Source organism: Geotalea uraniireducens Rf4 (genome assembly GCF_000016745.1).
GTDB classification, from domain to species: domain Bacteria; phylum Desulfobacterota; class Desulfuromonadia; order Geobacterales; family Geobacteraceae; genus Geotalea; species Geotalea uraniireducens.
On sequence record NC_009483.1, the window covers coordinates 905,061 to 919,464 of the forward strand.

Annotated in this window: 5 protein-coding genes and 1 pseudogene; all 6 read left to right on the forward strand. The window is 59.3% G+C overall.

Annotated features, from left to right (window positions below; translation table 11 throughout):
- The first annotated feature begins 55 nt into the window (after nt 1-55).
- Entirely contained in the window at nt 56-4,375 is a 4,320-nt protein-coding gene (locus tag GURA_RS22635) for a beta strand repeat-containing protein (protein ID WP_011937695.1), read from the forward strand.
- Between the two features lie 120 nt (nt 4,376-4,495).
- Nucleotides 4,496-5,008 carry a hypothetical protein gene (locus GURA_RS03885; protein WP_011937696.1) on the forward strand — a complete coding sequence of 171 codons (513 nt, stop codon included), beginning with the start codon at nt 4,496-4,498 and terminating at the stop codon, nt 5,006-5,008.
- Nucleotides 5,008-5,109, forward strand: a pseudogene (locus GURA_RS24075) (orotate phosphoribosyltransferase); the annotation flags it as partial. The gene GURA_RS03885 and the pseudogene GURA_RS24075, both read left to right, overlap by 1 nt.
- 46 nt (nt 5,110-5,155) lie before the next feature.
- Nucleotides 5,156-5,581, forward strand: a complete 426-nt coding sequence (locus GURA_RS25255; RefSeq protein WP_011937697.1) for a transposase — start codon at nt 5,156-5,158, stop codon at nt 5,579-5,581.
- A 143-nt stretch (nt 5,582-5,724) separates the two neighbouring features.
- Entirely contained in the window at nt 5,725-8,727 is a 3,003-nt protein-coding gene (locus tag GURA_RS03895) for an ATPase AAA (RefSeq protein ID WP_011937698.1), read from the forward strand.
- A gap of 115 nt (nt 8,728-8,842) precedes the next feature.
- Nucleotides 8,843-14,257: an MBG domain-containing protein gene (locus tag GURA_RS03900; RefSeq protein WP_011937699.1), complete on the forward strand. Its 5,415-nt coding sequence runs from the start codon at nt 8,843-8,845 to the stop codon at nt 14,255-14,257.
- Nucleotides 14,258-14,404 lie beyond the last annotated feature (147 nt).

Here is a 14,404-nt window from a genome sequence, read left to right on the forward strand (position 1 = left end):
CAACCTTCACCAACGACACCATCACATATCACCGCAATAAATGGAGAACACCACCATGAGGCAACTCGCACTCATAATCATAACCTGCTTGACGGTCCTGATGCCGTGCCAGGCCCGTGCCGCCACCCCCTACAACCAGTGGAACGGAACCGGCCCCATCTCTCCGGTTACGGGCGACCGGAGCATCGGCGCCCTGCTGGTGAGGAGCGACGGCATCCTGTTCAGCGGCAACGGCAGCGGCACGGTGTTCAGCTACGAAAGCAAGGCTCCTGATGCCGCCACCGGTGGCGCCAACGCCGTGCCCGGCACGTCGGCCACTTTGAGCGCCACTGTCAACGCCAATAACGCCGCCACCACGATCACGTTCCAGTACGGCACAACCACCGGGTACGGTAACAGCGCAACCGCGACGCAGTCGCCGCTTGCGGGCTCCACCGCAACGGAGGTCACCGCGAGCATCAGCGGCCTGACCAACGGCGCGACCTATCATTACCGGGTGGCGGCCACCAGCAGCGCGGGCGCCGCCTACGGCGCGGACCAGGCCTTCACGGCCGGACAGGCCATGGCCGTGGTCACCCTGGGCAACCTGGCATTCACCTACAACGGCGCCCCCAAGTCCACCACGGTCACCACCAGCCCGTCCGGCCTGGCCGTGACCATAACGTACAACGGTTCCACGACCCCGCCGGCCAGCGGCGGCAGCTACACCGTGACGGCCACCGTCAACGACGCCAACTACCAGGGGAGCGCTACCGGCACCCTGGTCATCGCCAAGGCAAACGCCACGGTCACCCTGACCCCGGCCAGCCTGAGCGCCACTTACGACGGCGCCCCCAAGGCCGCGGCAGCGACCACCAGCCCGCCCGGCCTGGCGGCCGGCTTTACCTATGACGGCTCCGCCTCGGCCTCGGCCAGCGCCGGCAGTCACGCTGTGGTGGCCACCATCAGCGACACCAACTACCAGGGCACAACCAGCGGCACCCTTGTCATCGCCAAGGCGAACCAGGCCATCACCTTTGCCACCTTGCCGGTCAAGACCTACGGCGACGCCGACTTCGGAGCGGGCGCCACTGTCTCGTCCGGCCTGCCCCTGACCTACAGCAGCGACAACGAAGCGGTTGCCACCGTAGCCGCCGATGGCCAGATCCATATCGTCGCGGCAGGGGGCGCTACCATCACCGCCACCCAGGCCGGTGACGCCAACTACAACGCCGCATCGGCGCAAACACTGGCTCTCACGGTCAGTAAAGCCACCATCACCGTAACCGCCGACAACAAGAGCCGCGCCTACGGCGCTACCGATCCGGTCTTCACCGCCACCTACAGCGGCTTTGTCAAAGGAGAAGGGGCAACCGTTATCACCGGCACCTCAAGCTTCACCACCAGCGCCACCGCCGCCAGTCCGCAGGGGAGCTACAGTATCACCCCGGTTGTATCCGGCCTCACCGCCGCCAACTACACCTTTGCCGCCGCCAACGGCACCCTGGCGGTAGGACTGGTCAGCCAGACCATCACCTTCAACCCGCTGCCCGCTAAAACCTACGGCGACGCTACATTTACCCTTGCCGCCTCCGGCGGCATCTCCGGCAACAGCCTCACCTACAGCAGCAGCGATACCAGCGTAGCCGCGATCAGCGGCGCCACCGTCACCATCGTCGGCTCAGGAACAACCACCATCACCGCCGATCAAACCGGCACAACAGGAGCATACGCCACTGCCACCGCCCAGCAGAGTCTGACGGTCAACAAAACAACCATCACCGTCACCGCCAACAGCGCAACCAGACAATACAACAGTGCTAACCCGGCGCTAACCGCCAGCTACAGCGGCTTTGTCAATAATGAGGATGCCACGGTCATCAGCGGCACACCAACCGTAACCACCACCGCCACCCCGGCAAGCCCGGTGGGGAGCTATCCTGTCACCGTTGCCCTCGGTACCCTGACAGCAGTCAATTACGACTTTACCTTTGTGAGTGGCACCCTCGGTGTCGGTCTGGCCAGCCAAGCCATCACCTTTGCGCCACCGGGCAGCAAAACCTACGGTGACGCCACTTTTGAGTTGAATGCCTTCGGCGGCGCTTCCGGCAATCCGGTCACTTTCATCAGCAGCAACGAAGCGGTCGCCACGGTCAGCGGCGCTACCGTCATCATCATCGGCGCGGGAACCTCCACCATCACCGCCAGCCAGGCGGGCAACAGCAACTACGCCTCGGCCACCGCCCAGCAGACCCTGACGGTAGGCAAGGCACCGCTCACCGTAACTGCTCAGAATGCCAGTAGAGCGTACGGCGAAGCAAACCCGGCCTTCACCGCTGCCTTCAGCGGCTTCGTCAACAACGAGGACTCCACGGTTCTGCAAGGCGCACCGAGCTTCACCACCAGCGCCGACGCCGCCAGCGCACCGGGGAACTATCCGATCACAGTAGCGATAGGGAACCTGTTCTCCAATAACTACAGCTTCAGCTATGTCAACGGTACGCTGGTGATCGGCAAGGCAACCCCGGTCATCATCTGGAACACCCCGGCAGCCATCACCGCCGGAACCGCGCTCTCCATCAGCCAACTGAACGCCAGCGCCGGCGTTGCGGGCAGCTTTGCCTACACCCCCGTCGCCGGAACAATATTGAGCGCCGGAAGTCACACCCTCTCGGTCAGTTTCACACCGAACGACGGCAACTATAGCAGCGCCAGCGCTTCGGTGAGCATTACGGTCAACGCCGCGCCGGTCATCTCCGATACCACTGCTCCGACGATGGACGCTTTCACCATCCCGGTGAGCGCACACAGCCTGACCATCCCTATCACCAGCTTCACCGCCAGCGACGCCAACGGCGTCATCGGTTACCTGGTGAGTGAAAATGCCAGCCAGCCTACTACAGATGCGGTCTGGAGCGCCACTGCGCCTGTTGAATACACCTTCAGCTCGCAAGGCAGCAAAACGCTCTACGCCTTTGCAAAAGACGCGGCGGGCAATGTCTCGGTGCCGCTCTCCGCCAGCGTCACCATCACGCTGCCTGACACCACCGTACCGACTGTCACCAACTTCACCATTCCAGATACTGCTGCCAGTCTCATTGTACCGGTAACCAACTTTGACGGGGGCGACGACACTGCTATCACCACCTGGTTGCTGAGTGAGACGGCAACAGCTATGGCGGGCGACAGCAGGTGGAGTGCCACAAAACCGTCTGACTACACCTTTGGCGGTCAAGGGACTAAAACCCTTTACGCCTTTGCTAAGGATGTAGCGGGTAACGTCTCGGCACCGCTGTCCGCCACAGTTGTTATCACGCTTCTCGACACGACCGCGCCAACTGTTGACGCCGTCACCATTCCGGCCACCGCATCGAGCCTGACCGTTGCTCTCAATGCCATCAGCGCAACCGACACCAGCGGCGTCACCGGCTATTTCATCAGCGAATCGGCCACCCCGCCCGCCGCCGATGCCACCGGCTGGAGCGCAACCGCTCCAACCAGCTACACCTTTGCTTCACAAGGTAACAAAACACTCTACATCTTTGCCAAAGATGCGGCCGGCAACGTATCGCTTCCGGTCACCGCTTCCGTCACCATAACGCTCTCCGATACCACTGCGCCGAGCGTCACCAGCTTCACCATCCCGGCCACCTCCGCCAGCCTCACCGTCGCAGTCACCAGCTTCACCGCCAGTGACGACACCGCCGTCACCGGCTACCTGCTCAGTGAAACTGCCACCGCCACGGCAGGCAGCGGCAACTGGACGGTTACGTCGACCAGTTCATACACCTTTGCCACCGCCGGAGCCAAAACGCTCTACGCCTTTGCCAAAGACGCGGCGGGCAATATATCCGCAGCAGCCACGGCAGCGGTAGTCATCACGCTGCCCGACACCACCGCGCCGGTGGTATCAGGCTTCACCGTAACAGGCAGCGCAACCAGCCTGACCGTGGCCGTAACAAACTTCTCGGCCAACGATGACACCGCCGTTACCGGCTATATCATCAGCGAAAGCGCCGTAGCGCCTGCTGCCGCGGCAAGCGGCTGGACATCCACGCCGCCGGCCTCATACACCTTTGCCACCGGAGGCAGCAAAACGCTCTACGCCTACGCCAAAGACGCGGCGGGCAACGTCTCGACATCTGCCGCAGCAACCGTCACCGTCTCCACCGTTCTGCGCAACGGCAACGGCGGCAGCGGCACCGACCCAACCATAGCCGATGCCTTGAAAGCATTGCAGGCGTACCTCGGCCTGGTGACGTTAAGCAGCGACGACCAGATCCGCTACGACGTCGCGCCGCTCTCCAGCAGCGGCGTACCTGAAGGGAACGGTGTGGTTGATTTTTCTGATGCCATAATAATCTTGAGGAGAAGTATCGGAATCGGCAGTTGGTAGGAATGCAATCTTAACGTAAGGGCGCAATGCTTGCGCCCCTGCTGCAATAACCGGCATTGTTGCTATTGCCATCAGGGCGCATGCAATGCGCCCTTACAAAACCATCCGGGAGAACAAACGATGACAACAAATATCTCAAAATACCTGTTGCTGACCTTGACCCTGCTGACCCTCGCCGCCTGCGGCGGGGGAGGTGGGGGCGGCACAACAGACACGACCAAAACCACCGCCACTGTCAAAATAGCCCTGAGCGGCACGTTGCCGGCCGGCACCGCTATTGCCGGGGCCGCCTTAACCTTGACGCTGCCGGACAACGTTATTCCGGAACTGGTCAATGGAGCCGTGGCCGGCAGCGTTGTCACGCCATCCGGTGTCTTTGCCGGAGGGGCGCTGGTTCCTGTGGTTTACAAGGAGGCCACTGCATCCTCCCCCGGCATGGTGGTGATTGCCCTTGCCAGCGCAGCCACAACCGGTGTAGCCGAAACAGGTGAGGTAGCCACCGTCACCTTGCGCCTGACCAACAGCGCCGCACCGACCGCCGGCAGTTTTACGCTGGATCAGAAGGTGACCGATACCTCGGGCAAAGTCGTCAGCGGTTTGAGTGCGATCGTGAGTGGGGTGACGCTGCAGTAATCGTGACGCTGGTTGATCGCGAAGAAGGTGGCCGCGAAAACATCGAGGCGGAAGGGTACTGGCTGAAAGCGCTCTTTGTGAAGTCGGAGCCGGTCGCATAGTACTGTCGCAAGAACAAAACAAGATTGGTGAATGAAAGGGGACACGTTGCGATGTGGTAAAGCAGCCTGTCCCTTTATTACTTTCCAGTTCTCCCAAGAGCGGATGACATACCTTGAGCAGAGCGGCACCGTCAACTATCGCTCGAAAGATGGCCACACGACGAAGAGCTTCAGCGCACTCGACTGGCTGGCACTGATAATCAGCCACATTCCCCGGCATGGTGAGCAGATGGAGCGCTATTACGGATATTACAGCATCGCAGCCAGAGGCAAGCGCAGGAAGCTTGGGCTGGTTGATGTCGAGACAGCTGAAATCGCCGGGCAGGAAGCAGATTCGGCATATCGCAAGAAGTGCCGTGCCAACTGGGCGAGGCTGATCCGGAAGATTTACGAGATTGATCCGCTGACCTGCCCCAACTGCGGCGGCACGATGCGGGTGCTGGCGTTTATCGAAGAAGCGGAAATCCCGTAAGTTTATCTGAAATTGCGTTGACACTACCCGGCGACGGGTGTATTTTCCGTCCAGTCAAAAAAGCAAATTCCTATCCCTTTATCCCACATCCAGGCCCTCTGGAGAATCCGTTCAGGTTTAATGGCGAGAACAGAATCAACCCCATGAATAAACGCTTGATTACGTCAATAGCAAAAATTTCCGCCCCGAAGGTTTCGGGGACGGTCGAGCGGGAACGGCTTTTCCGGCTGCTCGACCATGGGCGGGAGAAGCCCGTGGTATGGATTGCGGCGCCGGCGGGCTCGGGCAAGACCACCCTTGTTTCCGGATGGCTCGACAACCGCCGGATACCCTCCATCTGGTATCAAATCGATAGCGGTGATGCCGATCCTGCCACGTTTTTCATGTATTTCGGCTTGGCGGCGCAAAACGCGGCGCCGAAAAAGAAAAAAAAGCTCCCCGTCCTGACGCCGGAATACTTGATGGGGATCCCCGTGTTCAGCCGCCGCTTTTTTGAGGATGTTTTCAGCAGGCTCCCCATACCAGCCGTCATCGTGTTCGACAACTACCAGGACGCGCCCGCCGATTCACCGCTTCATGAAATCCTGCGGTGCGGCATCGATGCCGCGCCGGCAGGGATCACCTTCGTTGTCCTGAGCAGATGCGATTCACCCCCGCAACTGTCGCGTATCCGTATCACCGATCGGCTCCATTTTCTGGGGTGGTTCGATCTTCGCTTTTCCGTTGAAGAGTCGAAGACCATGGCAATAAGTCATGGTTGCGCAGATCTTGACGATGATGTACTGCTGCGCTTGCATGCAAAAGCCAACGGCTGGGCCGCCGGGCTGGCGCTTCTGCTCAGATCGCGGGAACTGGGGCCTGTCCGTGGCCCATCGTTGAAGACCCCCGCTGTGCTCTTCGATTATTTTGCCGAGGAAATCTTTCGGTTAACCGATGGCGCCACCCGCGATTTCCTGTTGAAAACCTCCCTTTTCCCCTCCACGACTGTCTCCATGGCCGAGCATATTTCCGGAAACAACGATGCCAGCGCCATCCTGGACCGCCTGAACAGAGAACATTATTTTATCGAAAGCCACGTATCCGATGATCCGGTCTATCAGTACCACCCCCTCTTCAGGGAGTTTCTCCTGAACAGGGCGAAGAGCCTGTTCGCGCCCGATGCATTGGCCGATATGCAGCGAGATGCCGCGCGGCTTCTTGAACAGGCCGGACAGATAGAGGATGCGGCACGGCTTTACAGTGATGCCGGAGACAGTGCCGGTCTTGCCCGGTTAGTGACCCGTCATGCTCGGGAACTCTTGCTGCAAGGGAGAAACAAGAGCATTCGGGAATGGATGGCAAGCCTGCCCGAGAAAACGATGAATGACGATCCATGGCTGCTCTACTGGAGCGGGATGTGCTCGTTTCCGATGGATCTGCCCGGAACAAGACAATATCTCGAACAAGCCTTGGCGTTGTTCAGGATGAATGAAGATCTGCCGGGCATCTATCTCTCCTGGGCAGGCATCGTGGATAGCTATGCCTTCGGTGACGAGTGGAAGAGTCTTGACAACTGCATTACGGTCTTCGACGACCTGACAAGCTCCTATCCGTCCTTCCCATCACTGGAAATCGAGCTCGTCGCCTCATCCAGGATGCTGTTATCCCTCACCTTGCGAAAAACGAATCAGCCGGAACGGGTTGAACGTTGGCTTGCTCGCGTTTCCGCGCTGCTGCAGGAAAATCCCTCTTTCGATATCCAGATGGACATCTTTTCCTGCATGAGTCTCTATTATCTCTGGAAAGGGGAGTATGACAAAAATGCCCTGCTGCTTGAACGGGCCGTGGCTGAGGTCAGTCATCGAAAAGCATCTTCCTTTGCGGTCATTCGCATTAAATTGATGAGCGGTATTCATTACTGGATAACGGCAGATTATCAGGCCGCTTTGCAGGCACTCTCCGAAGGGCTTGATGTTTCAGCCAAAAGCGGCGTCCATCTGTATGACTCCCTGTTATGGAGTTTCAAGGCTGCGACCGAAATGGCGGCTGGCGAAATGGAGAATGCGGAGAACTCCATGAAGCATCAACTGAAGTCGCTTCTCGGCATGGAGAATGCGCTGAACAGTTTCTGGTATTACATCAACTCCGCCTGGCATGCGCTCCTTACCGGTAACCCGTCCCGTGCTGCCGAACATATGGAGACCGCCTTTGCCAGGACGGAAAGCATGGGGACCCCATACTACCAGGCATTGTGGCACGTCGCCATGGCGCAGGTGGCCTTTCTGCAGGGGCGTGCCGGTGAGGCGAGAACCCTTGTCCGGACGGCGCACCGCATCAGCCTGACGATGAAAAGCCTGGTTATGGAGTGGTACTCGCTTATGATCGACGCCTGGCTTCTTTTGCAGGAAGGGGAGGAAACGGAGGGGCTTCTATCGCTTCGCCGCGGTCTGTCGCTGGGGAGGAAACACGGCTATGTTCATCTTGAATTCTACCAGCCGACCGTCATGCGCTTTCTTTTTGCAAAGGCGCTGGGGGAGAGGATAGAGCAGGAGTATGTGAAGGGGCTTATCAGGAAACTGGGACTGACGCCTCCCTATCCTCTTGAGGAATGGCCCTATCCTATAAAGATCCACACCCTCGGCCGGTTCGAGATCCTCAAGGACGATGAACCGCTTGTATTTTCCGGGAAAGTCCCGAAAAAGCCGTTGGAACTGCTCAAGGCATTAATTGCCTTCGGCGGCAGGGAAGTGTCCAGGGAACGGGTGACCGACGCCCTCTGGCCCGATGCTGACGGCGACCGGGCCAATAATGCCTTCAAATTTTCGCTGCACCAACTCCGGCTGCTTCTGAACAAGGATACCGCGGTAACGCTGCATAATGGTCTTGTGGCCTTTGACCCCCGTTATTGCCGGATCGACGCGGTGGAGTTCATGCGTCTGTCCGGAGAGGTTATCGCCCTGAGCCGGAAAACGGACCACGACAGCCCCGAATCCGAAGCCCGAAACATCGGCGATCTTGCCCGACAGGCCATGGAACTTTATGGCGGCGATTTCCTCCCAAATGATGTGGAACTCCCCTGGACTGCGCCGGTACGGCATAAGCTCCGCGAAAGGATGCAGCGGATGCTTGATGTTTCAGGGCATCATACCGGAAACCCGGAGCGGTAAAAAACTCACCTTTTTTAAAAATCCCTATCCTATCCCTATCCTTTTCGATGTTAACTTTCTTCCGCAAACCTCAATTCGGTCATTCCCGAAACGATTCCGGGAGAAAGGGTACTCAATGAAAAAAAATCAGAAGAGAGTTTTCAGAAGATTGCAAAAGTTTTCGACCGGACAGCCCGCATATTTGCGGCTGCTGGTCTGGCCGATCATTGCGCTGACGCTTGTTTTCGGACAGGCGTTTATTGTATCACCGGCAATGGCCTTGGGGGGCAGTTATACCCCGGCCGTCAGCGCCGGCAACGTCAGCGCGGGCAGCGCCACCCTGACGTTGAAATTTACCGGGGATTCCTCCACGCTGACCGGGAATTTCACCCTTCTGGCGGGGAACGGCGCCAGTTGCGGCAGCAGCGCTCAAGTCATTGCAGGAACGGACAGCGCGGACAAAGCAATTGGCGTCGCCGGCAGCGTCGTACTTCGCTCAGGCTCCGTGCCGAATATGAGCGTCGCTACCGATTACCCGTACACGGTGGGCAACCTCAGCGCCGCCACCTCCTATACCGCCTGTTTCACCTCCAGCCCAGGTTCTACGCCTGCTTCGGCCAGTTTTAGCACAACAGCCGCCACCCCCCAGGTAGGCGCCTTCATGGGCACGGCCAGCGACACCGCTTTTACAGGCATTGCTCTCCCTTCCGTCATGGCCATTGCCCCGGACGGCGCCCCTTACGTGGCCTTCGGGTATTTGACTTCGGGTGGTGTAGCACACAAAGCCACGGTGAAGCGCTTTAATAGCCAGACCAAAGCGTGGGAACCGGTCGGCGCCGCGGAATTCACCGTCGATGCGGCCAATAGTATCTCTCTGGCCTTTGCCCCGAACGGCGCCGCTTACCTGGCGTCTTCCGACGATAACACCACCAACGGAACCAAGGTGATGAGCTTTAATGGCGCGACCAGTACGTGGGAAGCGGTCGGCGCTACGCCCGTCTCTGCCGGCAGCACCGGTTTTAACTCACTGGCCTTTGCCCCGGATGGCACCCCTTACGTGGCGCTCGTGGAATTTGCAAACGGCGGCCAAGCCAGTGGCTATGTCAAGGTAAAGCGCCTTAACGGTTCGACCTGGGAAGACGTCGGCGCCCTGCCCGCCGACTACGCCACATACAGCTCCCTGGCCTTTACCCCCAACGGCGGCCTTTACCTGGCGTACGTGAAGACTGCACACTCAGGCGCGGACTGGGGCACCGCCACGGTGAAGTTCCTTGCGAACCCGGCGGATCCCGGCGCTACCTGGGCAGATATCAACAATGATCCATCCAGTTCCTATATCTACGGCGTTAGCGGCCTCTCCCTGGCTATCGCCCCGAACGGCACACCCCATGTAGCTTTTATGGATGCCGACACACGCTATCCCATAGTGATGCGCTACCTGAACGGCGCCTGGATCAAGGTCTGGAACGGCAGCGCCAATATAACAGCCGGCAGGGCGGCCGGCATGGGCAACCTGGTCATTGCCCCGGACGGCACGCCATATCTGGCGACCGCGGATGAAAACACAGATCGCTCACAAACGCCGCTATTCGGCTTTAACGGCACGGACTGGATTCCTTTCGGCAGCAACTCTACCATCTATAATTGGGGCCAGACTGCTCAACCGACCGTGGCCATTGCTCCGAACGGCATACCGTATGTGTTGATTAATGATATTAACACTTTCAACCCCATGATAATGAAGGCGAACACCGACCCCATTCTCGCCGGCGTCACTACCGGCGCGGCGAGCAACATCACCACCACCGGCGCCACCGTGGCCGGGACGGTAAACACCACCGACGGCGGAACCACCACGGTTAGCTTTGAATATGGCGCTGACACCAGGTACGGCAGTCACACTACCCCCGTTACCGGCCAGTCGGCCGGCGCGTCAGCTTCCGCCTCCATCACGGGGCTGTTCTGCGGCGCCACCTACCACTACCGGATCAAGGGAACAAGCAGCCGCGGCCCCGCCTACGGCAGCGACAATACCTTTGCCACCTTGGACTGCCAGCCAGGCCCGGCGCTGACCACTCCGAGCGCCAGCAATATAACCGTGGGGGGGGGCGCCACCCTGCAGTTTCAGGCAAGCGCCGTCAGCACCGGGTATTACACCGTGATGGCGGGGGCCGATGTCACCTGCGGCACCGCCTTGCAAATCAGGGGAGGCAAGGACAGCAACGGCAACACCGCAGCCATTTCCGGCTCCATGGCGCTGCAAGCCAACACTCCCGCCAGCATACAGTTAAACAGCCTGACCAACGCCGCCTACACCGTCTGCTTTACCGCCGGCACCAGCAGCACGCTGGCAACCGTTGCCTCGTTCAACCTGCTGACCCGCCCGGATTTCAGCTGGCAGCCGCTCGGTACAGCCGGAGCTTTCAGCGGCGATGCGTCATACATCAAACTCGCCATTTCACCAACGGACAACACCCCCTACGTGGTGTTTCAGAATAATGTTCCCGGTGACCCGGATAATGGCAAGGCTGTGGTGAAGAGCTACAACGGCACATCCTGGAGCACGGTCGGTTCCGGCGGTTTCTCCACCGGAGACGCCTCTTTCATCTCTATGGCCATTGACAGTAACGGTAAACCTTATGTGGCGTATCAGGACAGTGGCAACAGCGGCAAAGCCACGGTGAAGTCTTACAATAATGGCACTTGGGGCGAAATCGGGGTTACCGGCGGATTTTCCTCAGGTTTGGCCCAATACATCTCCATGACCTTTGCGCCGATGGGCAACGTTCCCTATGTGGCATACGCCGACGGCAGCGGCAGCAATAATGGCTCAATCACGATGCAAGAGAACACAACCGGCAGTTGGAGCGTAGATGGGACCGGGACCGCCATCTCCGCCGCGAACGCCTCCAGCATCTCCCTGGCCTCTGATTCATATTCTCAACAATATGTCGCGTATATTGACGGAAGCGACCTTAACAATAAACAGGTGAAGGTCCGGTACTATTATAATGATCCTGCTTTTCCTCTTTGGGATAACTACCCGGCGGTCTCAAGCAATTCACTCACCGATCTCTCCAATCTCTCCCTGGCGGTTGCGTCAGACTGCACACTCTACGTGGCATATCTGGATGGCGGGCAAATAACGGTGAAGACTCCCTCGCAGAGCGGCCCGGGGTGGAATGAGGTTGGCGCTCTGGCCTCCGTCGCCGGAACCGTTACCTACCCAACTCTGCTCTTGTCGCCGGATAACACCCCTTATGTGGTGTATATTGATAGCAGCAACGGCAAGGTCATGGTAATGCGTTACACGGCAGGCGCCTGGAGTCCGGTTATAGGCGCCACCTCCGGCGGCAGCATAGGAACTGGCCAAAAGCCTTCCCTGGCTTTTGACAAGGATGGCATCGCTTACGTGGCATATTGGGATGTCGCTACCTCTAAAATCGTCGTAAAAAAGGCGGCAACCGCTTCCGCAGCCGTGACCGGCAAGGCAGGCAACATCAGCACCTCCGGCGTCACGCTGAACGGCACGGTGAGCGCCAATGGCGCGGCCACCACGGTAAGTTTCGAATATGGCGCAACCACCACCTACGGCACCACCGTCTCAGCCACTCCAGGTTCGTTGTCGGCGAGCGACAGCGATGTGGCGGTATCCGCTCACATCACTGGCAGCTTCACCCCTGGCGCCACCTATCACTTCAGGGTCAAAGCGGTGAATCCCGACTTCGTAGATCCAATCACCGGCAGCGACCAGACGTTTACTGTGCCTAAGATCGACCAGGCCACCCTGAGCGTAACCGGCATCTCCGGCAGCGCCTATTATGGCCAGAGCGGCATCACCGCCGGTGTCTCCGGCGGCAACGGCAGCGGTGCAGTTACCTACAGCGCCGGTTCCTCCACCGCCTGTTCGGTAGACGCCACGTCCGGCGCAGTTTCCATAACCAGCGGCAGCGGCACCTGTGCCATCATTGCCACCAAAGCGGCCGACAGCACCTACAACGCGGCCACCAGCGCGGCGGCAACGCTTACGGTTACCACCGCGAGCCAGTCCGCACTGAGCGTAACAGGCATTTCAGGTAGCGCCTACTACGGCCAGAGCGGCATAACCGCTGCGGCATTAGGCGGCCTCGGCACCGGCGCAGTCAGCTACAGCGCCGGCTCCTCAACCGCTTGTACGGTAGACGCCACGTCCGGCGCAGTTTCCATAACCAGCGGTTCCGGCGCCTGTGCCATCACCGCCACCAAGGCGGCTGACGGCAATTACAACGCGGCCACCAGCGCGGCGGCAACGCTTACGGTTACCAGGGCCACCGCCACCGTAACTCTGGGCAGCCTGACTGCCACCTACGACGGCACGGCAAAAAGCGCCAGCGCCACCACCACGCCGACCGGCAAAACCGTTACCTTCACCTATGACGGCAGCGCCACTGCACCGGCCAGCGCCGGAAGTTACGCGGTAATCGGCACGATCAGCGACAGCAACTATCAAGGTGCAGCTACCGGTACCTTGGTAATTGCCACCGCCACCGCGCCCACCCTGAAAATCTTCGCCCTGGCAGACGGCAGCATCACTAATACCGCCACCCTCAACATCAGCGGTAGCGCCGCCGGTGCAAACGCTATCAAATCCATAACGATCAACGGGGTGGCGGTGTCTCCCGCCGCTGATGGCAGCTTCTCGTATGCGGTTACGCTGCAATCGGGCAAAAACACCATTACCACCGTAGCCACCGACAACGCTGATTTGACCGCAAGCGACAGCCGCAGCATCATCCTGGACACCACTGCTCCGGCGATCACCATCTCTTCGTTGGCCGATAACAGCGCCCTGGCGGCCGCCTCGGTTACGATAACCGGAACCGTGGACAAGACAGCAACGGTCCAGGCGACGGTCAACAACGGAACCGCCCAATCCGCCGCCATGACCGGTACCAGCTTCAGCGTTACCCTGAATCTGGAGGCAGGGAGCAACATCATTGAGGTCAAAGCTACCGACTTGTCTGGTAACAGCACCATGGTCAAGCGTACAGTGGTTTCCGACACCACCAGGCCGACCCTGGCGATCACCGACCCGGTTCAGGACATGACCACCAATCTGGCCTCCATGACAATCTCCGGCACGGTAACCGATGCCCTGACCGCCGTCAGCGTCACCATAACCTGCGACGGCAATAGCTACACCTCGCAGGTGGTAAACGGCGCATTCCAGCAGCAGATCAGCTTTACCACGGCAAAACAGTACGCCATAAGCGTAACCGCCACGGATCAGGCGGGCAACAACGTCACGGCGCAGCGAAACGTAATCTATGCACCGTCTACTCCTACGCCAACGCTTCCTTCCGGCGACATCAACGGTGACGGCAAGGTGGATATCAGCGACGCCTTATTGGCTTTGCAGATGGCCGTGGGTCTGGCAACCCCCAGCCCAGCCCAACTGGCGGCCGGCGACGTTGCCCCGCTGGTGAACGACAAGCCGTCGTCTGATGGAGTTATCGACATCGCCGACGCCATGCTGATACTGGAAAAGGCGGTTGGGATGCTGACTTGGTAGTGATAGAGTCAATCAAATTGGCATTAATTGGGGCGCGGGCATCTTGCCTGTGTTTCAAGCGGAGTTTGAATAGGCAGGCTGGAAGCCTACCCTCCCAAAGTGTCATCTTGAAAGCAAAACAGGATACGAATCCAAAGAAAATACGAG

Coding starts and splice junctions, on each gene's coding strand:
- GURA_RS03885 (WP_011937696.1), top strand. CDS start 4,496: ATGACAACAAATATCTCAAAATACCTGTTGCTGACCTTGACCCTGCTG.
- GURA_RS22635 (WP_011937695.1), top strand. CDS start 56: ATGAGGCAACTCGCACTCATAATCATAACCTGCTTGACGGTCCTGATG.
- GURA_RS03900 (WP_011937699.1), top strand. CDS start 8,843: ATGAAAAAAAATCAGAAGAGAGTTTTCAGAAGATTGCAAAAGTTTTCG.
- GURA_RS03895 (WP_011937698.1), top strand. CDS start 5,725: ATGAATAAACGCTTGATTACGTCAATAGCAAAAATTTCCGCCCCGAAG.